Origin of the sequence: Roseinatronobacter bogoriensis DSM 18756 (assembly GCF_004366635.1) — a bacterium.
Classification (GTDB): domain Bacteria; phylum Pseudomonadota; class Alphaproteobacteria; order Rhodobacterales; family Rhodobacteraceae; genus Roseinatronobacter; species Roseinatronobacter bogoriensis.
Genome location: NZ_SORN01000013.1, coordinates 14,994 through 37,156, shown reverse-complemented (window position 1 = coordinate 37,156; position 22,163 = coordinate 14,994). Strand labels below are relative to the sequence as shown.

The following is a 22,163-nucleotide window of genomic DNA, read 5'->3' as shown; positions in this document are numbered from 1 at the left end:
CGCCGACCCTGTTCGGCTTCGTGCTGTCCACATTAGATGCGCTTCGTGAACAGAAGCGCCAACCTTCTATTCCGCCACACGCTTACTGCGATGCGCATAAAATTTGGCGGCGCAGTAACACGAAAGCTATCCTCCGACCCTCGGGCTCTGTCGAGGTTTTGCTGTTGAGGGGCCACGAGGCCAGTTTTGCATTTTCAACGCATCCCATTTCCAGAGCAGCTGTGTGCAGTCCGCTACCATGACCTCAGCTCCTCGTTCAGAAGCGGAAAAAACCGGGATAATTCGGGCAAACGAAGAGGCGCAATCCACAGCAGTTTGCGCCATTGCAAGGCTTCTTGGCCGTCAAGCTGCACGCGAATTTCTCGCTCAACCACCAAATCTTTCACAGGAAACCAACAATGGTACGCAAAAATAAAGCCTGCAGTTCTTTACCCTCACTAAAGACAACTTCTGGCCCATTACTTTCTGTCCGCGAGGTCGCTGAACTCGACAACTGCTCTGAGAAGACGGTGCGCCGCGCGATTGCAACGGGCCTGCTGGAAGTTATCCGCGTAGGCCCCGGTGGCCGCTTGGTGCGCATCGATCCTGCGGCGCATCGGGCCTACCGTCGCGCCCACCGGGAGTGACCTCAGATGTCCATAAATGTCTATATATGTCAGTTAGTTACCGAGTTCTCGGGAAGAGGCCCATACCGCTAATTTCTGACTATTCATGCTATTATCTTCCCGAATGTCCACCACTGTCCACGCCCGTCTACCCGATTCCACCCATGACCATATAGAGGAGAACCCGATGAAGCATGTTGACCCCAAGCAAACCGAATTTGCGTTCGTATTTCCCGAGACCCCAATGTTCTCGCACTTGATCACTGAACTGGATACAGAAGAAACCCTTCCTGCGACGCGTAAACGGGATATGGTTTCAGGCTTGCGCCGGGTCTCAAATGGCCTGAACCGCGCGCCTGACGAGGTTCCCGCCGACCCCACATGGCTTCAGCCCCGCATTGTTAAAGTGGCACCTGCTGCCTTGGGGCTTTCGCCAAAATCTTGGCAGAATGCGGTCAGCGATGCGCGCTCGGCCATGGCGCATTTTGGCATCGTGAAACGCCGTCATCGCCATATTGATGACCTGTCGCCCGCATGGCGGACCTTGTGGGAGCGTGTTCTGGCCTCAAAAGACAAGACCCTCTCACTCGCTCTGCCCCGATTTGTGCATTACCTCAACCGCGTCGGTGTTGCACCACAGGAGGTTACACAAGCGCACGCAGACAGCTTCCTTGAAGCCATCATAGCCAACGAAATCTCGAAATCGCCGGAAGTGGGATGGATCAATGCGATCAATGCATGGAATCTGGCGGTCACGCGGATTGAGAACTGGCCGCAGACCACGCTGGAGAAACCCCGTCGGCAGAAGGTCTATAAGCGCGCGGATGCAGATCTGCCTGCCGGTTTCATGGCAGATTTGACAGCTCTTATGCAGCGTATGGCCCAGCCAGATCCCTTTGCGGATGGCGAGCCAACGCGCCCTCTGCGACCACACACAATCACCGCGTATACGCGCCAACTCAAGCGTTTTGCTTCCGAGCTTCTGGAGGCCGGAGTTCCGCCCGAAGAGATTACGAGCGTCGCGGCCCTGTGTGAGCCCAAACGCGCCGAAATCGGCCTGCGCGCCATGTTTGAGCGCAACGGCAACGAGAAGAACAAGCTTATCGCAGAAACGGCAGCGCTCCTGCGCAATCTGGCCTCAAAGCTTGATCTTGGTGACGATGTCCGCAAACAGCTCGCACAGCTCGCAGCGCGGGTCTCAATGCCAAAGCAAAAGGGCATGACACGCAAGAACCGCGACCGGTTGCGCGTTTTGCAGGACGACAAAACCCTCCAGCGCCTGTTGGTCATGCCAGAAAAAATCTTCGCCAAACCAGCTGGCAACACCAAGCCTTACTATGCCGCCTTGGCCCGCGAAGATGCTCTTGCAGTGGCCATTCTGCTCTGTTTCCCGCTGCGCATCAAGAATATCGCAAGCATCCATATTGAGCAGCACCTGCAGAATATGGGCGATGGCCGTTTATTTCTGGTCATGAACGAGGACGACACCAAAACAGAAACGCCGATAGAGATGGAACTGCCGAAAGACGTTGCCAAGATGCTGAAGCAGCATCTCGCAACACGCGCACCCCTGCTGTGCCCGAAAGGAACAGTCTGGCTGTTCCCAAGACGGGACGGGATGGGACCAATCACTGGTAATGCACTCTCGGCGCGGTTGAAGAAGCGGATACGCGTGGGGACTGGTATCGAAATGAATGCACATCTGTTCCGGCATCTTGCGGCCATGATATGGCTCGACGAGAATCCCGGCGCATATGAGGTTGCCCGTCGCATACTTGGACATTCCACGTCCAGCCACACGATCAACATGTATTCCGGCCTCGAAACGCGCAGCGCCATGGATGCTTTTGGCGCATTGCTCGCGCAGAAGAAAGAGCCACAGAAATGAGCCTTGTCATGCCAATTCACGCATGGCCTGCGGCAGATCAGGTGCTCTGGGCAACACTGATTCAGTCAGGCAATCCATTTGAAGATCACGGTGCGCTGGCACATCTGCGCGAAACCAGCCGCGAAACTTTGGCCACACGCTATGGCCGCTGGCTCGAATGGTTGCGGCGTAGCGATCCCGAAGCCCTGCTGGAACCGCCAGTGCAGCGCGCAACGATCGACCGGTTGCGCGCGTGGCTGGCCGCGCTGGATCATACCGCCAAAATGACACAGCTGATGTTTGTAGACGGGGTGTATCGTGTCGTCACTGCTGCAGCCCCCGATTTGGATTGGTCACGCCATAAGCGGCTTCTTGGCGCACTCAAGCGTCTGGCAAAAGGCGGCACGCCCGAGCGCAAACGTGGCCGCATCCTGTCCAGCCGCGTTCTGTTAAAGGCCGGGCTTGATCTTGCAGGGCGGCGATCACAGGCAACACAGAACGCCTTGCAGCGCGCCCTCAAGCAGCGCGATGGCACCATGGTCGCACTATTGGCCCTTATGCCGATCCGGCTGCGCGCATTGCACGAACTTTCGATCGGAACATCCGTATATGTTGAGGCAGAGAGCATCACTGTCGCCCTGTCCGAAGACATGACCAAAACCGGAGTTCCATGGGAAGCAGATATTTCTGAACCTGCGGCAACGGTGTTCAGAACGTATCTGACCGAGACGCGGCCATTTTTGATGGCGCGGGGCAAGCAAATGCATGACCGCCTGTGGGTAGAGAAGAAAGGCGCTCCGATGCAAAAAAGCACTTTGCGTTTGCGCATTGCCGAGACGACCCTAAAGCAAACAGGGATACGCATCCCGCCCCATTTCTTCCGCTATGCGGCCGCGACAACGCTCGCGCGCGAGAACACAGCCGCCTCCAAACTGATCCGACCGGTCTTGGCACATTCAGGCTTTGAGACTGCGGAGAAGCATTATATTCAGGCAACGACACTCGATGCAGGACGCGCTTTCAACGCGCTTTTGCAAAAGAAGAAGAACGCTGGCAAAGTTGCGCGGAATACCTGCGCTGGAGGACGCTAATGCGCGCTGCGATATATTCCCGGTTTTCCTCGGCGCTTCAGAGCGAGGGATCGATTGAGGATCAGGAGCGCCTGTGCATGGCGCGTGCTGCGCGGGAAGGCTGGCATGTGGTTGCACGGTTTGAGGACCGGGCCATTTCGGGGGCGTCGATGGTACGCCCCGGCTTGCAAGCGCTGCTGGATGCAGCCCAAGCGGGCAAGTTCGACATCGTGCTGACCGAGGCGCTGGACCGGCTGAGCCGGGATCAGGCGGATGTGGCGGCGATCTACAAGCGATTGTGCTTTGCGGGCGTCGCGATTGTCACATTGGCTGAGGGTGAGATTTCGGAACTGCATGTCGGGCTGAAGGGCACGATGAACCAGCTATTTCTGAAAGACCTCGCGGCCAAGACCCGCCGGGGCCTGCGCGGACGCGTGGAAGCGGGCCGCTCGGGCGGCGGCAACAGCTATGGCTACAAGGTTGTGCGCCGTCTGGGCGATGACGGGATGCCGGTCACGGGCGAGCGCGAGATCAACCCCTCTGAGGCGCAGATCATCCAGCGCGTGTTCAAGGAATTTGCAGAAGGCCAATCGCCAAAGGCCATCGCCCGACGACTGAACGACGAACGCATCCCAGGCCCGCGCGGCAAGCTGTGGCGGGATACGGCCATACGAGGCCACCAGCAACGCGGCACCGGGCTTTTGAACAACGAACTCTATATCGGCAAACTGGTCTGGAACCGGCTGCGCTACATCAAAGATCCGGAGACAGGCCGCCGCGTGTCGCGCCAGAATCCGAAGGAAGAGTGGATCATCACTGATGTGCCGGAACTGCGCATCATCGATGACACGCTCTGGAAGCGGGTGAAGACGCGGCAAGGCGAGATCACGGACACAGACCGTGTCCAGAATATCAAGGCCACGCGCTTTTGGGAAAAACGCCGCCACAAACATCTGCTTACAGGCCTGTTGACCTGTGGCTGCTGCGGCGGTGGTTTTGCCTCTGTCGGGCGGGATTATGTGGCGTGCTCCAATGCCCGCAAACTGGGCACCTGCGATCAGCGCAAGTCATTCCAGCGCAACGCTCTCGAAACCGCTGTGCTTGACCTTCTGCGCACCAAGCTGATGCAGCCCGAAGCTGTGGCGGCCTTCGTGAAAGAATTTACCCTTGAGATGAATGCGGCCAAAGGCCAGCAGAGTGATGACCGCGCACGCCTTGTCTCTGAGCAAAGCCAGATCAAACGCAAGCTGGAAGGGCTATATGACGCCATTGCCGATGGGCTGCGCACGACGGGGCTGAAAGACAAGCTTCTGGCACTGGAAGGACGACTGGCAGAGATAGAGACCAGCCTCGCGGAACCGGCCCCCTCCCCTGTCCGGCTGCACCCCAACCTCTCGGAGCTATACCGGCGCAAAGTTGAACAGCTGGCAGAAAGCCTGCGTGATCCGGCCATCCGGCCAGCAGCAGTGGATACAATCAGAGGACTGATCGAAGCCGTGACGGTCAATATTGATGATGCGGGGGATGTGACACTAGCGCTGGATGGCGCATTGAGCGCGATGATCGACACGTCGCAACCGGGTGTGCTGCGTGGTGTTGATGCGGGTTCGGTAAAGGTGGTTGCGGGGACAGGATTTGAACCTGTGACCTTCAGGTTATGAGACTTATCTTGCGGCTAGCGTAAATGATTGAGTTTGCGATATTTTCGGCGTAACATTCTGATGTAGCTTATATTTCAGGGGACGTTGCAGGACATGCCGGGACGATCAAAGACGGACATATCACAAAACTCTGCGGACACAGCGCGGACACGGCCCGAACCTGTCCGCGTTTCTGACAAGCTGGTGCGTGAGCTTCAAGCCCCTGAGCGCGGCAACCGGATCACCTATGATGCCAAGCTTTCGGGCTTCGGTGTCCGTATCACGGCAGCGGGGCGGCGGTCATTCATTCTCAACTACTACTTCAAGGGTCGTGAACGGCGTATCACAATCGGCAGCTACCCGGAATGGACTGTGCTCGCGGCCAAGAAGCGCGCGGAAGAATTCAAGTTGCAGATTGCCAATGGAATTGATCCGCTCGAAGTGCGCGAAACCGAATTCAACGCGCCCACGGTCCGCGATCTGTTCGCCCGATATGACAGACAGAACCTGCCGAAGCTGGCCCCGCGTTCGGCAGCTGATATCCGCTCGATGTTTGACAAAATCATTCTGCCCCGGCTGGGCGCAAAGAAAGTGGCTGATGTTACCTTCTCAGATTGTGAGGCGCTGCACCGTGCCATTTCGGTGGATCGTCCAGTCCGGGCCAATCGTGTGCTTGAGGTCGTACGCCGGACGTTCAATCTCGCAATCACTTGGGGCTGGATCGAGCGCAACCCTGCCGCCCGCATCGAGCGCAACACCGAACACAAGCGCGCGCGGTATCTTTCGCAAGATGAGATTGTCCGACTGCTGGCCGCGCTGGACACTCACCCGCAGCGCACGTCCTGCGATGTCCTGAAATTCATGCTCCTTACGGGCTGTCGTCGTGGCGAAGCTCTTGGCGCGCGTTGGGACCAGTTCGACCCCTCTCTGCGCATCTGGACCAAGCCAGCGGCCACAACAAAGCAAAGGCGCGAACATCGTGTCCCGGTGTCATCCATGGTGACAGACCTTCTCAACTCCCGCCCCCGCTCGTCCGAATTCGTGTTTGCGTCAGCGGACGGCAAAGCGTTGACCGATATCAAGCGAACATGGGCGGCAGTGTCGGCAGCGGCAGGGCTTGGCAAAACCCGCATGCATGATCTGCGCCATACCTTCGCCAGCATCGCCGCATCGCAAGGCCAATCCTTGCCGGTGATCGGCGCAATGCTCGGCCATACCCAGACCCAGACCACGGCGCGCTATGCGCATCTGTTCGATGATCCATTGCTTGCAGCGGCTGAACTGGTGGGCGCATCCGTGTTCCAAGCCAAGGCAAACGGGCCGGTTGCGGACATTGAGGGACATTCAGGGACAAGATAGCAATATCATTTGACAACTCTGCGGGATTCGTTTTTTCGTAGTGTGGCTAACCAAGCAAACCAAACACAAAACAAACACCAAACACATCCGCGGTCGTTTGGCCGCACCAGACACTACCGAACCACATAGCAAAATAGAACGCATGTCCGGTTAGCACCCCTCGCAACAGTGGGTGCTTATGCGCGCAGTCGTATGGCCCCCGCCTTCAACGGGAGCGTTCCGATATGCTGGACTCCATTCAATACCCACGTTTCATGACGAAAGCCGAGGCTGCCGCGCTGTTGCGCGTCAGCCCGCGCACGCTTAGCCGCTGGCAAGCTGAAGGGATCGGCCCACCGCGCATAAAGTGCGGCAAGCAGGTTCTCTTTGATCGCGACACGCTGACCGAATGGTTCCTGTCGCATCAAGCTACACCGCCAAGATGCCGATGATCCCCGCAAACAGTGTACGCGCCGGACGGGCGCGCCGCTGCCGTCAGGTAGCAGGCGGCGCGCGTGTTCGGCGCGGGCGCGCAGCGCCCGCATGGGGGGTCCTTGTAACACCCCCCTCTACAAATACAGTCTCACAGGTAATCCAGAATGATCTTGATCCGCAAAGGCTTTGACGGCCTTGATATCTCTTACCCTCTCACCATCAATGAAGACCTTGCAAGCAAACTCGCGCTCGCGCAGGAAGTCTCCGCGAATAGCGCACAAAACGGCCTGACCGGCAACTTCCAGCATAACGGGCTGATGATGACCGTTGCGCCGACTGGCGCTAAGGGCGGCTATGCGTTTCGCTGTGACAGCGGCGCAGGCGGTCCCTTTGGCGCAATCTGGTTCTTCAAAAAACCCACTGGCCGCAAGGATGAATGGGGCGTCCGTGTGTCGTGCCGTGCCCTGCCCCTCGCCATGGACGGGCTGGCCAAGACGCGGGCGCATATCGAGGACACGCTTGCAAGGCTCGGGCTGGACTATCAGCCCGGAACCGAAAGCATTAGCCGCGTTGACGTGGCCTGCGATGTGTTGGCCCCGGACCTTGCCCCGGATCGCGGGCATTTTGTGGCAAGCGCGCGTAGTGGCGTGCAGGAAATCAGTGATAATATCCTGCAGATCAATGGGCGCTCGGGTCGTGTGGAAACAATCACGGTCGGCAAAAGCCCCGGTCGTCAGGTGGTGCTCTATGACAAACGAGCTGAAGTCATCAAGACGCGCAAGGAATATTGGGTGCCAATCTGGAATGACGCTCTTGCCGTGCAAGGATTGCCTCCGCTGGACATGAAACGCCGTGCACACAGTGCTGTCTGGCGGATCGAAATCCGGGCGGGCAAATCGCACCTCAAGGATAAACATGGCGTCTCGACCTGGGGCGACTTGCGCGAGCGCCTGCCCAAAATCCTGAAAGAAGCGCTTCGACAAGTGCGGTTCACTGTGCCGGCGAGCGATAGCAACCGCGCCCGTTGGCCGAATCATCCGCTTTGGGTGCTTGTTCGCAATGCCTTGGCCGATGACATGGCGGACCTCGGCAGTATGGTTGACCAGTCAATTATTTCAGAGATGGTGCGCGAGGAACGCGACGAAATGCTTATGAGGCAAATCGCAGGTTGTCTGATATCACGCGCGGGCCTGAATGGCGTGTCACAGGATCGGCTTGGTGCTTATGCCATGGGCTGCGCAGATCAGATCATGCGCGCGTGGCAACGCAAGCCAGACCAGACGCGGGAAAGGCTGGCGCAAGCGCGGGCCAAGTATGGTAGGGTGAAAGAATGAAGCACCAGCACTGACAGGCTGCGATGCGGGACCTTGCAGACGTTCGAGCCGTTCACGCGCTGACCCTTCGCTATTGCTGCATGACCGACATAGAAGGCGGGGAGCGGACGTTCACTTTAGGTGTGAACTGATTCAATCACCGACTTTCGACCCGAACGAACTTGAAGAGCCACCTGACTTTTGAATCCGCAATCTATGATTGACTCACCTCGCGGCTTTTGATCAACATAATTGGAGGGCGTGGAGCCTAGGTGAGGCGCGACCTACCCGGCCCTTATGGGGTCGATGACGTCCATTTCGGGAAACTGATTTGGCGACGGTGGTTTGAGAGAACTACTGGACGGTATCGACGGTTCACAATCGTCGTTTCCCCTTACTCTATGCGCCTCACCGACATTTCATGGATGAATTGATGCGGAACGAGATAAAGTTAGAAATCAAGCGCCTTGGTAAAAAAGCAATCGACAAAGATCGAAAGCAGGCGGAAAAAGAAGAAAAGTACAGAGAGAAATTTGAGCGGAGGACTGGAGGTGTGGCAGGTGTTCCTGCCACGAGAGCGCGTACACCGTTGCATCGCCACTTCGATCCTAAACATTGCAAGCGCAATGCGAACGCCATCGCCACTGCAATTTGGCACAAGATCCTTGATAGGAACTACGATCCCGAACCCGCAGTGCTATTCGAACTTCCGAAGCCAGACGGGTCAAAACGCGAAGTTACTGCGTTTGGGATACCGGACGCGGCAGTAGCGAATGTTTTACTTCGCCGGACGCTTAACCGGAACAAAAAGAGACTTTCACCAAATTCCTACGCATATCATCCAGACAAGAACGTTTTCGATGCAATCCTTGCACTTCGTGACTTTGACAAGGATGGCAAGCTATTTGCGGTTCAAATTGATTTTGAGAAATACTTTGACAATATTCCCGCCAGCTATCTCAAAAGAAAAATTTCTGATCGCGCCACAGTAAGCCTCACGCCTCATGAGCGCCACGTTTTTGAAGCATTCCTTCACCATCGCTTAGGGAATTCGGAAGCCCATCGAACATCTACCTTCAAAAGAAAGGTGAAAGGCACGCCTCAGGGTTCCTCTGCATCTCTGTTTCTAGCGAACCTTGCCAATCATGACTTAGACAGAAAGCTGTCGGCAGAGTCTGGCAAATTTGTCAGATTTGCAGACGACGTAGTTGCCATCTGTGGCAGCTATGAGGAAGCGCAACGCTTAGAGCGTTGTTTTGATCGGCATTGCTCGGATAGCGGACTAATCATCAATCGACGAAAGTCTCCGGGGATCGCGGTTATCTCCGACTATCCACACGAAATTCGTACGATAAACGATTTCACCTACTTGGGTTACGGTTTCAGGGATTCCGGCTTGACCATGCCCGATAAGACCAAGCGCAAACTTCAACAAAAGGTTTCTCGCCTCATCAACATCTATCTCATCAACTCTCTATCACACGGCTTCAATACGAAGCGCGCTAACCGGCGGAGAAAATACGATTGGGACTTGTTGGGTCTAGTTTATGAGCTTCGCCGCGGCTTTTACGGCGGGCTAAGAGAACAGGATATTCAAGATTTCTTATACCACAAAGGAAAGCTAAAAACGATGCGCGGCCTGATGGGCTTTTATTGCCTTATCGAAGATCCTCAGGTTTTGAAGGATTTAGATGGTTGGGTTGTCAATATTGTGCGTCGCGCGTGCGTAGAGCGCAGGCGTATTCTTAGAATCAGGTATCGTAGAAACTGCCCAACACCATCCAACGAAGAGTTGATACTTGGAACTTGGTTTGATCAATCCGCGTGGCGCGACGAAAATGAAACTGCCGAGGATGTTGAGGCGATCTTTCCGAGCTTGGTTCGCGGTTGGCGAGCTGCAAGGAAGCACTTCTTTACCTTCGGATTGGAAGGCGTGCAGGCACCGGGATATGACTCCTCATTCGACGTTTCATCGCTGTTCGACGCTTTCGACTACTGATCACCGATAGCGCTTGAGCGGCATTTGCCCAATATGTGCGTCGACGCTGCGGTGATCGGATGACCACAGGGCAAGCGCGGCGAAAGCGGCAAGGTCAGCGTTGCCACCCTAAATGGTTCTCAATCTTGCACTCTCAGAAAATAACCGCAATGCAGGCTGCAATCGCAGCATCGACCCTGATGATGAATGTCCGGTATGGGCTCGTTGCTACGTTTGTGCCTACCCCTTTTTTCCTTGCTCCTATCGGGCAGTGCCATAGGGGGGATCGAGAAGGGGGGAGGCGGCGAGCTTCCCCCCTCGGGGTTTGATCTGGGCGCTACGTTTGAGGCGGCCCGACATCCCGCGCGATAGACGCGCCGAGCGCAGCGAGGGTAGGTGCGGGCTGCTGTGTGGTGTCTGTGGGGCTTGGTGGCGTGGCGCTGCGTTGCTGGACATGCCGTGCTGTTGTCGCTGCCCTGCTCTTGGTTCACCGAATTTCTTTAGCGTCAAAAGCGGACACCATGCGGACACGCTTTTAGGACAGCAAAAGGCCCCGAACAGCTCGGGGCGCAAGGCATTGATCTTATTGCAAGTTTTGGTTGCGGGGACAGGATTTGAACCTGTGACCTTCAGGTTATGAGCCCAGCCCTTTGAGTTTTCGATAGTCTATTAAAAACATGAACTTACCAGATATGCCTTTGATTTCACGAATTTTCTTTCCTCACATTCACTGCAATTCGGGCACATCCGACAACAAACCCAACGCCAAACGCGCACTCGCGGGTTGATGTGGCGTTGATGTTGCAAGCATCCCTGCCCTCCCAAGAACCATCACAACAAGTCTTCCATCTCGACTTCAGTTTACCTCTGATCATCAACGCACCGGGCGGACAGCCGACTTTGACATCGCGGCATTGCATCCCTGGCAATCGCGATAGCCACCATTGGCGAGTCGCTCACAGAGCGACGCCCTGCCCAGCTTGCCGGCATGGCGCTCCGGACGGCATCCCTTGCGCCGCCGATACATCTAGCCCGGAACCGCCGGTAGATCGTCGTCGTCCGGCCATCCGAAGCTACCTGTCGATCGCGCCGCGGACAGAGCATCGGCAGACCCAAAGAAATCAGGCATGCTGGAAAGCAAAGACGAAGGGACAGTGGCGCGCCGCTAAATGTCGCTTGAAACCCTCGCCCGCTTCACTTCACCGAAAGTCTCATCGCCAGACTGCCCGCAGTGGCAACCGGACCAGACCTGGACTTCTCCGGAAGTCGACGCTCATACACCGCACACCGGCACATGCTCCGGAGCCCGAATCATGCCAGAGACCAGAAATCATTCGGTGCGGACCCTAGCATGTCCTTTATCGATGGAACACGCCTTGGTAACTGGCATTCAGATGCGCTATCCTGTATCAGAACAATTGCTAGGCGCGGAGGGATTGCATGCTTCTCGATCAACTTACATCGTCTTCCGTAACTATTGCTGACCACTTCACTGAGCTGTCCCCGGGCGCGAGAGATGAGTTTGCGTATGTGGTCCTAGTTGGACTGGTCGGAAAGGTACCTGAAAGCAGAATGAATGGCGAGTTCCGCGTGGGGCAGCTGAGCCTTCGTTATGAATGGCGCGAGGAGGCACCTGTCGGCGGGACAGTTGTTGCGCACACTGAGAACCTGAAGCTTATTTTGACGGATGGGGTCCGCTTGCCCGGGACCGCAAGTATGCCGATGCTCGCCATTCTAGATCTCTGGACGTTTGTCCAAGCGCATTCGGATAAAATCGCCTACTGGCCTTCGTCCGAGCGGCACAGGTGGATTTCGTCGACCGCGCAGGGATTCGGTGTAAGCGATGAGTTCGTCCGAAACTTAGCAATCAACTACCCGCAGCTTCGGAGGCTTTGTTCGTGACGGCCTTCATTATTGCTATAGAAGGCGGAGACGGAGTAGGAAAGAACACCATTTCCAATGCGTTAGCGGCATCACTTCGTTCGAAATCTAAGAGCGTGGCGGTAATTGATTTCCCGAGGTATGGTGACACCCTCGCCGGGGGAGCCCTCAAACAGTTTCTCAACGGCGAAACAAAGCGGCCCGTCACGGCTCAGGTTGCCGCTGTTCTCTATGCCTTGGATCGCTTTGAATACCGCGACGATATTCTTAAGGCCATTAACGAGAACGACTTCGTAATCTTCGACCGCTATGTGGCATCAAATGTTGCCTATCAGGCGGCAAAGGTGCCCAAAGCCGATCGCTCGACGATGATGGAATGGGTGGCGGACTTGGAACTCGAGACTTTTTCGCTTCCGAGGCCAAATCTGAATGTGTTGCTTCGGCTGGACGTGGCTGCTGCGCGCAGTCTTGTCAGTCGAAAACCCAAACGAGACTACACGAGCCTTGAACATGATGTTCACGAGGCTGACGATACTCTACAGACACGGCTGAGGGAAAACTACGAACACATTGCGGATCAAGCTATGATCTCAAGATGGACCGTGATTGATGTTTCGCGTTTCGGCTCGCTAAGAAACCCGTCTGAAATCTGTGCAGAAGTTGAACGAAGCGTCGAAGAACTAGGCGCCTTCGCTATATCCTAACGCGCTAAGTATTCGAGACCTGACAAAAGTTACCCGATCTTCAAGGGCCAAAGGTAGCGTCTGACAAGTTGTGAGATACGCAGCGGTTTGCGCAGCGAATTCTCCCATCAGACGTCGGTAACTTGGATCAGCCACTCGCACTCCGTCCTCCTGCACTGGTATCGTTTCATCAATCGTGGACAAGAAAGATAAATCATAACTGCAGCACCAGTTTAGCGCTGCTTGTAGGGCGATTTCACTCTGAAGCTCTTGGCCCCGGCGGCGCGCTTCGAGGTCGTGGGCGAGAATATCAGGTACTCCGCGGTCACAAAAAACGACCCGATAACTTGCACCAAGGCTCTTTGACAAACGCTCTTTTGAAATCTGCCAGGACAAGAGCCAAAGTGTGGTGTCGTGCCCCTGCTCTCGATTAAGAGGGAAATTAATCTCGCGCGATGAGTCGGATAAGACAAAAACTGGTATTCCACTGGACTCAAGGCTCTTGGACACAACGGCTATGAGCGTGGATTTTCCAGTCGAGTAGGCTCCTGTAATGAGAATCTTCAAACTAGTCACTCTGTCTTGATGATCGAATGTAGGCGCACATCCATGATAGATAGTCTCTCGGCTGCGTTTCGTCCGATCACTTTCTTCGTTAGCGGCTCAAACACAACCAGAAAGTCAGAGACTGCATATCCAGCACCCCGAAGGTGCTGAATCGTGTTCACCGCCTTGCGCCCACCAGTGGTGCTGTCGTCGACCATAAGGGCTCTTGCGCCGGCCTTTGGTTTGTCAGCGGCATCGAAGACGGCTGCGAATTCCGGTTCGTCGGATTGAAACTTTGGCTGCTCGTTGTGCAGCACCAGTGGTTTCTGATGTAGCTTCGCAAACTCATACGCGATAAATGGCGCACCGGCCTTGGGTGCTACCACAAAGTCAAAATCTGGAATGTCCTGTGTTCCCGCACTTCCGATCAGGTTTCTCCAGTGGCTTGAAAGTAGCTGAGCGGCTTGGATCGCCTTTGTCGGCTCACACGACGCTCCCATGAGGTCGATAAACGAGTTTGTCTCCACTGCATCTACACGGCCCACCATCAACCTTTTTCGAATTGTTATTGGTCCTGTCAGGCTCTTCGCCGCCAGTTCCAACTGATCCGCTGATCGCCGCTCGGTAACTTTAGCTGCCCGGTTTTCGCGCTTTACTTTTTCGACCTCAAACCCAAGTTCTTTGAGAACGTCAATCGTCTGTGCCGACCGGTTCCGATAGACGTATCGCTGTAGCCAGCGTGGAAGAAAACCCACCGAGTCACATACAAAAAGGACTGTCGCGAGGCCCAGCACGGTAAGGACTATCCAGCCGAAGACTCCATCGAGTGAAGGCAAAGCTAGAGGCGAACTGGTCGCTGGTTCCATGCGGTGTTCCTGCAATTCATTGTACAATACTCCGTGAGGAGCTTATGCTTGAAGACGTAGAAGGACAAGGAAGTCCGCTCTGGGCTTTTGTCCCGTCGCTGCGCCTTGGCTGAACGGCCGTTTTGAGAAATGACGCGTCTAGGCGCAACCATCCGCCAAGAGCCGACAAGGTTGCTCATAACCTTCCCGCCCACATCAAGGCACAACCCCCAGATCCCCGCGCTGATACCCTTCAACCATCGCTCGCAGCGGTTCCGGCGCGATCACCTCGACCTGATCGCCCCATTGGTAGAGATGCCAGGCCATCTCGACCCAGCCGGATGCAGTAAACTCGACGCGCAGGCTGCCGTCGGGTTCATCTGTCAGCTCCTGCGTCGGATGAAACAGAAATTCGCGCGCCGCCCCGGCCGCGCTGGGCGCGAAACGCCAGATGATGCAGGTGTGTTCAGCATCAGAGTGGAATGACCCGAAGGATTGCGCAGCGTAGGCTTTCAGGTCGAAATCCGGATCGCGCTTGAAGGCCTGCATGGTTATGCCCGCTTTCTCGATCCGGTCGATGCGGTAGCGGCGCAATGCGCGCCCGTTGCCCAGATCCCGCGCCACCAGATAGGGGCGAATCCCCAGCAGGACGCCGCAGGGCTCTAACTCCCGCTCGCGCCCTTCACTGTCTCTGGCGCTGCGATAGACGATCTTAATCGTGCAGGGGATTTTCAGGGCCTGCGATATCGCCCCCATTATCTCCGGATGCGATTTCACTCTCGGTCCCGGTCTGCAGGCATAGCCCTGCATCATCAGCAAGGATTCTGCATCCATTTCGGTGCGCGCGACCTGCCGCAATGGCAGAGCGGCCATCAATCGGTCGCGCAGAGAAGCCAGCGCCTTCGCATCCTGCTCTGCCCCCTCCCCCATGGCGCGACGAATGCTTTTGTCGAGCGCGGCCAGTTCTGTGTCGCGCACCCCCTGCATGTGGATGAAGCGCGGATCGGTTAGCTTCCAGTAGCGCCGCCGATCCGGGCCGTCGGTGTGCTCCAGGCTGGGAAATGCCAGCTCCAGACCCCTTATCATGCGCTGGGCAGTGCGCAGATTGACATCGAATTCATTCACGATATCGTTCACGCAGATCCCCTTGCGCCGACCGGCCGCCATCTCGGCCAGACGCATCAAATCCAGACTTTTTCCAAATGACATGAAATCGCTCCAACTACGGCAGTTCCTGCCATAGAGGGTAAGCCATAATAAACCATAGCACGAGTCATTTTAGCGATTCGCAATCTTAACGCGAACACCCGGCAGACTTGGCTAGAACACCCGCCCATGACCCTGCGGTCATGGGGCTGTCAAGACATGGAATAAGGACCTGACTGGAATGACACTACCACAGCGAGAGTATTTCACGATCGAGGAAGTTGCTGTCAGATGGGAATGCACCATCGCCGACATTGCGGGCCTGGCCGTCAAAGGCAAGATCGACATTGTGACCGGCATCCCGCCTGTGCGCGTCGGGGACGAGATCATGGCCGGCGAAGTGGTCATCGCTCCTTTCGACATCCTGCCCGTGTTTCGCCGCTGCTGCACGGCCCCGAAGACCATCCGGCTTGGACGCATGCGCCCGCCCGACCACCCCGACTGGCGCCTGGTGACAGCACCAGAAGATGGCGTCGAGGTCTATATCGCGGATCTGCTGCTCGCTGGCGCACAAGTCTACCGCTTTGAGGATCAGAACACTATTCTACGCCGTCTGGTCGCCGCAGGCGGATCGAGCTCACCCTATGACTGGGAGGGTATGCTGCAGGCGCTGGCCCTCCACCTGCACGAACATGGCGTGCCGGCATCGCAAAGCGCGCTGGTGGCCGAAATGCAGGAATGGTTTGTCCTGAACTCCAATGGGGATGATGTGCCCGACGAACGCTCGATCCGGCGTCGGATCACCCCGCTCTGGCAGGAGCTGAAGAAAAAGATGAAATCCTGACGTGCAACCCGGCGTCATGCGGATTTGCGATCATCATCAGATTTCGGCACCACAGTCAGCTTCGGGCGCACCATGCTGGCGACAGCATCGAGCCCTGCGCGCAATGGGGCATCATAGAGATGCGCATAGCGCAATGTGGTCTGCATTTGCGTGTGCCCCAGCAGCTTGCCGATCATTTCGAGCGAGGCCCCACCGCTGACAAGCAGCGATGCAAATGTGTGGCGCAGATCATGGATGCGGGCATCCTCGATCTGTGCTGCCTTCTGCACCCGCATCCAGAAGCGACGGATTTCCTTCACCGGCTGACCCGGCACGTCACCGGGAAAAAGCCAGGGGCTGCGTTTCGGGACCAGCAACCTGCGCTGCCGCACGATAGCCGCGACATCCTCAGAAATCGGCACGCGGTGCAGCTTGCGCTGTTTCGTCGTGGCTGCAGGCTTCGTCCAGATGCCCTGTTCCAGATCGAACTGCTCAAACCGCGCCTGGCGCACTTCGCCTACGCGCGCGCCCGTGAGCATGCAAATGCGGATGATACCTGCAGCACGCTGATCCTCATCTGCGTCCAGTGCCGCAGCGAGGCGGTTGATCTCTTCTTTTGTCAGGAAGCGCTCGCGCGGGGTCTCGGGGCGGCGATAGAAGCCATTGGCCGGGTTGTCCTCACGCATGCCCCAGTCGATGGCGAGATTGAACATCTTGCGCAGCACCTCGCCAACGCGATTGGCGCGCACGGGTGTGGGCTTTGCACCCTGCAGCTTGCGCGCGCGGTTATTGGGTTTGGTTTTGTGCGGCCTTGCCCGACCCTCTGCAACCTTTGCCAGTAGCTTCTCGACATCGGAGCGGGTGATCTCCGTAACGAGCTTGCGCCCCCAATGCGGCGCGATCATCTTCTCCATCATGGATTTCTGGTCTGCCACGCTGACCGGAGCCAGGCGGACCACATGTTCGCTGAGATAGCGATCAATCAGATCCTGCATGCGCGGAGCCTCGCGGATCAGGTCACGCTCGGCCAATGGGTCACGCCCCAGATCGACATCGCGGCGCAATGCCCTCGCGCGCTCGCGCGCGGCCGCAACTGACCATTCCGGCCAGCGCGCGAAAGTCATGCGGCGCTGGCGGCCTGCATAGCGGTAGTCGAAGGTGAAAGCGCGCCCTCCACCCCGATAGATGCAGGCGGCAAAGCCACGAATGTCATCATCAAAGATCTGGTAATCGCGTCCCTCGACAGGAATGGCATCGCGCAGGACTTTCTCGGTCAATCGCACTCGCTTGGGCATCGGCGCATCTCCTTTCCCTGTCCATGACGCGTAGATTCGCGACACTATCAAGGCTATCTGATTGCCAATCCGGCAGGGTGGCAGTCACCGGCAGTGTCTTGGCCGCCCGTTGCCACCCCCGTGCCACCCCCTTGTTTTATGGAGATTTGCCGCGAAGCTGCGGCTTCGCGCGCACCAACTGCAAGAGCGCGGTACCAGCCGTAGCTGGGGCTTTGTCGCCCGATTTGGCCGAAGCCATCAAAACCTCAATGAAATCATAGGCAGGCACGCAAACCGGCACGCCATTGCCGGTCACTGCCACCCCTGCCACCCCCTGAATGTGGCCCAAAAGCGCGCCCGCGCCTGCCTGCTTCGCTGTAAGCTGGCGAATGTGCCCGAATGTGGCGCGGCGGCCTGCGTGCTGCAGCACCAGAAATGACTTTGCAGAGTTTGCAAATCCTGCCGCGTTGCGGCGAGAAATCACGAGAACTCAATAAAACAAGGGGTGGCACGGGGGTGGCAACGCCCCCCTGTGTCACTGCCGGTCACTGCCACCCTGCCACCCCTGACGCTGTGCTTGAGATGCCTGACGACATCGCCCGACCCGGGCCCAAATCAGGAGAGCGCCGATGACACGACCGGATCCGACACCCGCTTCATCCCCTGGCAGCGCGAAAGGCGGCCTGCTGCAGGGCTGGATCAGCCGCAGCCAGCTGGCCGAGGAACTGGGCGTCTGCGAGGAAACGCTGCGCCGCTGGACAAATGCGCGTCGCGGTCCGGCCTGCGTGCGCGCCGGGCGCAAAATCTACTACCGGCGCAGCACAGTGCTGGCCTGGCTGGAAAAGCTCGAAGGTGCTGATCAGGGCCACACGCGCCGGGGGGCACGTCAATGACCATTCCCCTGCCCTACCGCAAGCACCGCCAGCGCGAACAGGCGCGCCAGGACTGGACCCGCGAACGGCTGCGCGAGGCGCGCGTGGTCGTGGCCGATGTGGTGAACCATTCCGATCACCTGATCCGGCTCGCCTGCAATGTGCTCGCCCTTCATGGCGAGACCGAAGAAGAACGCAAGGATGCGCGGATCCTGCTGGTCGTGCTCGATGCCAGATCGCCCCTGCGCGCTGGGCGTCACCGGCACGACCGGGAGGACCGGCGATGAAACGGCGCGGCACACCTGAGGCCGATCTGCAGCGGTCAGTCGTGCAAGCCCTGCGCTTTGCGCTGCCCCGCACGGCCATCATCCACCACTGCGCCAATGAGGTGACCGAACCCGGCCCGCGCGGCGCGAAACGCCAGGCCATCCTTGTCGGCATGGGCGTGCATCCGGGCTTTGCCGATCTCATGGTGCTTTGCGATGGGCGCGTGCTGTTTCTGGAGCTGAAATCCCTCAAGGGCAGGCTCAGCCCGGATCAGGAGGCGTTTCGCGATGCCATTCTGGCGCAGGGGCACGGCTGGGCGCTGGTGCGAAGCCTCGATGACGCGCTGGGAGCGCTGGCCGATCATGGCTTCACCACACGGGTCGTCCAGCCCGGAGCGGGTCAGCGCGCGGTCAGCCAATCTGGGAGGCCTGCGCCATGAGCCACGAGGCCACCAATTGGGCGATCAAGCAGCGCGGGTTGAAGCCGACCACCAAGATCGTGCTCTGGCATCTCTGCGACCGGTTCAACCCGGATTACGGCTGCTTCCCCTCGCAGGAGCGGCTGGCCCATGATTGCGAGATCAGCCGCTCGACGCTGAACGAGCATATCGGTCAACTGGAAGCGGCCGGCCTGCTGCGTCGCGTCCCGCGCATCCATCCCGTCACCAAGCGGCAGATGCCCACCCGCTACATTCTGGGCTTCGAGCCGGGCTTCACACCGCATGCGCCAGACCCGTGTCCGGAAACCGGACATGGACATGCAGATGATGCCGCAGGCGTCGCAGATATTGGGCCATTCGACGCTGAAACACCGGATATGGCAGAGCCGTGTCTCAATTCCGGACACGGGTGTGCGGCCCGACCCGTGTCCGATTTTACCCCCGACCCGTGTCCGGAAAATGCCGAAAGCCGTGTCCGGAATCCGGACACTAACCCTGTAAGGGAACCTTTAAGTAAACCAGTAAAGGAGGAGGAGGACGCGCGGGCGCGCGAGGCCATCCCGGATGATTTTTTCGAAGAGCTGCTCAAGGCGCTGGGCCTCGACCCCACGAGCCTGCCCGGCTGGTGGCAAGGCTGGCCACCGCGCGAGCATGTCCGCCGCTGGCGCGACGATCTGGGGCTCGACGAGGCTGCAATCATCGAAGTGGCCGGGGAATCGCGGCGCACCCATCCTGAACCACCCGATGGGCCCAAGGCGCTCGACCGCGCCATGCAGAGGGCTTCGCAGCGCCTGAAGCAGACTGGCGCAAGGATTGCCATGAACGGGTCAGCGAACACCGCAGGCCGGTCCCGGCAAAAAAACCGTAGTCCTGGCCCCATGCCCAGCGCCGACGAGAAAGCCGCCTTCTATGCCGAACTGGTCAATTCTGACCGCTTCCTGCCCGCCAACACCATCAGCAACAGCATCCGCGACGCGATGCTGGAACGGGGGCTGGTGACTGTCGAGCGGCTGCGCGCGCGGGGTGTGCGATGAGCCGGATCGATCGCAGACTGACCCGCATGTCCACGCCCAGCGCGCATGCGCGCGGCAAGGCGAAACGGGCCATGAGCGTGCAGCAGGCGCTGGAATGGGCATTTCGCATTGAGAAAGCCCAGCTCGAGCTACCGCCCCCCTCGGATATCGAAGAAGAAGGCTTCGGCTTCGGCCTCGAATACGTCCTGCTGCAACGCGCCGCGCTGGGCTGCAAGGTCGATGGCGGGCAGCACAAGATCGGCTGCTACGTCCATGAAGATGCCGAGGTGATCGCAGCAACCGTTGCCGGGGTCCCTGACAATCTGGGCGGAAAGCGCATGGCCATCCGGTTGGCAGAACTGGCGCGCGCCGGGCTGACACCGGACTGGATGCCCGGTGCAGTGCCGCGCTGCCTGCCGGTCGACATGAAGCGCAATCGCCATGGGGATCGCGCCACCAGTGAGGTCGTCGGCCACGAGCGCGTGCTGATCAAGGGCAAATGGCGCAGTGTCGAGGTGCGCGCCTGTCCGGTGCGGTTCTCCCCGGATCAGAAGCAGATCGATGGGGCTCGGCGCGCCTATGAGGATTGGTGGCAAGCGCTGGGCTGGGTGCGGGACGGGCTGATCGAGGGGCGGATGCTGCGGGATGTGGAGATTTCGGCTGCGATGCCGAAATCGCAACCATGGCTCGGCCAATCGTCCGGAGGTGCTCCGCGCAATGGCCTCAGATGACAGCATCGTCCCGGCCTTACGGCAGTTCACACAAATCGCCGATCATGAGCATATGTTTTTGGATTGTTCTTGCCATTTGGGACGAACCTGCGCAATATGTCAGAAATCGGCCCAGGGCTTGGGCGATACCCCAGCAGGAGCCACGGTTGATATGACGGAATTCGCGACACTGCTGCAGCAGGTAGGATGGCCCGTCGCAGAAGCGGCCGAAAAACTCGGATATTCCGAGGGTCACATCTATCGGTGGAAGCGCGGCGAGGAAACCCCGCGCGAGGGCGTTCTGCGCCTTTTGCGCCAGGAAACAGCCGCGCGGCAGGCACAGCTCCCGGGCGGTGATTTCACCTTCATTGATCTCTTTGCCGGAATTGGCGGGCTCAGACTGGCCATGCAGCAGGCAGGCGGCCGTTGTTTGTTCACCTCGGAATGGGACAGGTTTGCAAGGACCACCTATCAGGCAAACTTTCCGGACAACCGCGAGCCAGCAGGTGACATCCGTCTGGTCAATGCAGACGACATCCCTGCGCATGATGTGCTCGTAGCGGGATTCCCATGCCAGCCCTTTTCGATCGCCGGTGTGTCAAAAATGAATGCGCTGAATCGGAAGCACGGGTTTCTGAACGAGACGCAGGGCACGCTGTTTTTTGATGTGCTGCGCATCCTTATGCATCACAGGCCAGCTGCCTTCCTGCTGGAGAATGTGAAGAACCTCAAAAGCCACGACAAGGGCAAGACCTTTGCTGTGATCAAGCGCTCGCTCGAAGACGAGCTCGGCTACAAGCTGCATACCCGGATCATCGATGCAGCGCATTTCGTGCCGCAGCACCGTGAGCGTATCGTCATGGTCGGGTTTCGGGAGGACGTGCCGTTCTCGTTCGATGACATGATCATTCCACCACGCGGCCATCGGCGCATGCGCGATATCCTGCATCCGGAGAATGGCTCTGAGGCACCCGAAAGCCATTTTACCGTCGGGCCGGATGCAGCGGTCGACCCGCGCTACACGCTGACCGACAAGCTCTGGGCCTATCTGCAGGGATATGCAGCAAAGCACCGCGCGAAAGGAAACGGGTTTGGCTTTGGTCTGGTCGACGGCGACAGCATCGCCCGCACGCTTTCAGCCCGCTATTACAAGGATGGCTCGGAAATTCTGGTCAGCCAGGGAGAGGGTCGCAATCCGCGCCGACTGACCCCAAGGGAATGCGCGCGCCTGATGGGCTACGGCGAGAATTTCCGGATCCCCGTTTCCGACACACAGGCCTATCGCCAGTTCGGCAATTCGGTGGCAGTTCCGGTCTTCGCCGAGGTGTCGCGCATCATGCGACCGCATATTCTGAAGCTGGCTGGCACCGGAACACGTCTGCTCGACAAAGTTGGCTGACGTTCACGACAGGGAAACG

General features: G+C 58.1%; 22 protein-coding genes. 17 read left to right on the top strand and 5 right to left on the bottom strand.

The genetic code is table 11. The features are described 5' to 3' along the window. Window positions 1-335 precede the first annotated feature (335 nt). From EV660_RS17320 to EV660_RS17275, 10 genes are all read left to right on the top strand, one after another. On the top strand, window positions 336-626 hold the full coding sequence (locus tag EV660_RS17320) for a helix-turn-helix domain-containing protein (RefSeq protein ID WP_232727339.1): 291 nt from the start codon (window positions 336-338) through the stop codon (window positions 624-626). A 103-nt stretch (window positions 627-729) separates the two neighbouring features. Next, window positions 730-2,493 (top strand): site-specific integrase, encoded by a 1,764-nt coding sequence (locus EV660_RS17315; RefSeq protein ID WP_168800337.1) that lies wholly within the window; start codon window positions 730-732, stop codon window positions 2,491-2,493. Continuing rightward, entirely contained in the window at window positions 2,490-3,563 is a 1,074-nt protein-coding gene (locus EV660_RS17310) for a tyrosine-type recombinase/integrase (protein WP_071480093.1), read from the top strand. The genes EV660_RS17315 and EV660_RS17310 overlap by 4 nt, the downstream gene beginning before the upstream one ends. Continuing rightward, on the top strand, window positions 3,563-5,203 hold the full coding sequence (locus EV660_RS17305; protein ID WP_071480092.1) for a recombinase family protein: 1,641 nt from the start codon (window positions 3,563-3,565) through the stop codon (window positions 5,201-5,203). The genes EV660_RS17310 and EV660_RS17305 overlap by 1 nt, the downstream gene beginning before the upstream one ends. Window positions 5,204-5,386: 183 nt before the next feature. Beyond that, the gene (locus EV660_RS17300; RefSeq protein ID WP_232727340.1) at window positions 5,387-6,541 is read left to right on the top strand and encodes a tyrosine-type recombinase/integrase; all 1,155 of its coding nucleotides are present in this window, start codon (window positions 5,387-5,389) and stop codon (window positions 6,539-6,541) included. Between the two features lie 224 nt (window positions 6,542-6,765). Then, complete coding sequence (locus EV660_RS17295; protein ID WP_071480091.1) at window positions 6,766-6,972, top strand: helix-turn-helix domain-containing protein; 207 nt, start codon at window positions 6,766-6,768, stop codon at window positions 6,970-6,972. Between the two features lie 147 nt (window positions 6,973-7,119). Further along, window positions 7,120-8,289 (top strand): hypothetical protein, encoded by a 1,170-nt coding sequence (locus tag EV660_RS17290; protein ID WP_071480090.1) that lies wholly within the window; start codon window positions 7,120-7,122, stop codon window positions 8,287-8,289. A 400-nt stretch (window positions 8,290-8,689) separates the two neighbouring features. Beyond that, the gene (locus tag EV660_RS17285; protein WP_071480089.1) at window positions 8,690-10,267 is read left to right on the top strand and encodes a reverse transcriptase domain-containing protein; all 1,578 of its coding nucleotides are present in this window, start codon (window positions 8,690-8,692) and stop codon (window positions 10,265-10,267) included. Window positions 10,268-11,686: 1,419 nt separating this feature from the next. Beyond that, window positions 11,687-12,148, top strand: a complete 462-nt coding sequence (locus EV660_RS17280) for a hypothetical protein (protein WP_071480088.1) — start codon at window positions 11,687-11,689, stop codon at window positions 12,146-12,148. Beyond that, window positions 12,145-12,831 carry a dTMP kinase gene (locus EV660_RS17275; protein WP_071480087.1) on the top strand — a complete coding sequence of 229 codons (687 nt, stop codon included), beginning with the start codon at window positions 12,145-12,147 and terminating at the stop codon, window positions 12,829-12,831. The genes EV660_RS17280 and EV660_RS17275 overlap by 4 nt, the downstream gene beginning before the upstream one ends. Here the strand turns inward: EV660_RS17275 and EV660_RS19130 are convergent. The 3 genes from EV660_RS19130 to EV660_RS17260 form a co-directional block, all read right to left on the bottom strand. Beyond that, complete coding sequence (locus EV660_RS19130; protein WP_369122185.1) at window positions 12,808-13,386, bottom strand: AAA family ATPase; 579 nt, start codon at window positions 13,384-13,386, stop codon at window positions 12,808-12,810. The two genes, EV660_RS17275 and EV660_RS19130, sit on opposite strands and share 24 nt — an antisense overlap. Next, a complete protein-coding gene (locus EV660_RS17265) occupies window positions 13,383-14,222 on the bottom strand; it encodes a phosphoribosyltransferase (RefSeq protein WP_071480086.1) in 840 nt (279 codons plus the stop codon). The genes EV660_RS19130 and EV660_RS17265 overlap by 4 nt, the downstream gene beginning before the upstream one ends. A 195-nt stretch (window positions 14,223-14,417) precedes the next feature. Next, window positions 14,418-15,410 carry a helix-turn-helix transcriptional regulator gene (locus tag EV660_RS17260; RefSeq protein ID WP_100319049.1) on the bottom strand — a complete coding sequence of 331 codons (993 nt, stop codon included), beginning with the start codon at window positions 15,408-15,410 and terminating at the stop codon, window positions 14,418-14,420. Between the two features lie 178 nt (window positions 15,411-15,588). Between EV660_RS17260 and EV660_RS17255 the strand changes: the two genes are divergently transcribed. After that, window positions 15,589-16,191, top strand: a complete 603-nt coding sequence (locus EV660_RS17255) for a hypothetical protein (protein WP_071480084.1) — start codon at window positions 15,589-15,591, stop codon at window positions 16,189-16,191. A 14-nt stretch (window positions 16,192-16,205) separates the two neighbouring features. On the opposite strand, the gene EV660_RS17250 is transcribed toward EV660_RS17255, so the two are convergent. Together EV660_RS17250 and EV660_RS17245 are read right to left on the bottom strand one after the other, a co-directional pair. Further along, window positions 16,206-17,465, bottom strand: coding sequence for a tyrosine-type recombinase/integrase (locus EV660_RS17250; RefSeq protein ID WP_071480083.1), 1,260 nt, complete (start codon window positions 17,463-17,465; stop codon window positions 16,206-16,208). A gap of 136 nt (window positions 17,466-17,601) precedes the next feature. Beyond that, a complete protein-coding gene (locus tag EV660_RS17245) occupies window positions 17,602-17,874 on the bottom strand; it encodes a hypothetical protein (protein ID WP_100319050.1) in 273 nt (90 codons plus the stop codon). Between the two features lie 199 nt (window positions 17,875-18,073). On the opposite strand from EV660_RS17245, the gene EV660_RS17240 reads away from it, so the two are divergent. The 6 genes from EV660_RS17240 (at window position 18,074) to dcm (ending at window position 22,144) form a co-directional block, all read left to right on the top strand. Beyond that, a complete protein-coding gene (locus tag EV660_RS17240; protein WP_071480081.1) occupies window positions 18,074-18,337 on the top strand; it encodes a helix-turn-helix domain-containing protein in 264 nt (87 codons plus the stop codon). After that, the gene (locus EV660_RS17235) at window positions 18,334-18,603 is read left to right on the top strand and encodes a hypothetical protein (protein ID WP_071480080.1); all 270 of its coding nucleotides are present in this window, start codon (window positions 18,334-18,336) and stop codon (window positions 18,601-18,603) included. Before EV660_RS17240 ends, EV660_RS17235 begins: the two co-directional genes overlap by 4 nt. Continuing rightward, the gene (locus tag EV660_RS17230) at window positions 18,600-19,022 is read left to right on the top strand and encodes a VRR-NUC domain-containing protein (protein WP_071480079.1); all 423 of its coding nucleotides are present in this window, start codon (window positions 18,600-18,602) and stop codon (window positions 19,020-19,022) included. Before EV660_RS17235 ends, EV660_RS17230 begins: the two co-directional genes overlap by 4 nt. Then, a complete protein-coding gene (locus tag EV660_RS17225) occupies window positions 19,019-20,056 on the top strand; it encodes a helix-turn-helix domain-containing protein (RefSeq protein WP_071480078.1) in 1,038 nt (345 codons plus the stop codon). Before EV660_RS17230 ends, EV660_RS17225 begins: the two co-directional genes overlap by 4 nt. Next, window positions 20,053-20,766, top strand: coding sequence for a hypothetical protein (locus tag EV660_RS17220; protein WP_071480077.1), 714 nt, complete (start codon window positions 20,053-20,055; stop codon window positions 20,764-20,766). Before EV660_RS17225 ends, EV660_RS17220 begins: the two co-directional genes overlap by 4 nt. A 151-nt stretch (window positions 20,767-20,917) precedes the next feature. Next, window positions 20,918-22,144, top strand: coding sequence for a DNA (cytosine-5-)-methyltransferase (gene dcm / locus EV660_RS17215; RefSeq protein ID WP_071481957.1), 1,227 nt, complete (start codon window positions 20,918-20,920; stop codon window positions 22,142-22,144). The last annotated feature ends 19 nt before the right edge of the window (window positions 22,145-22,163 follow it).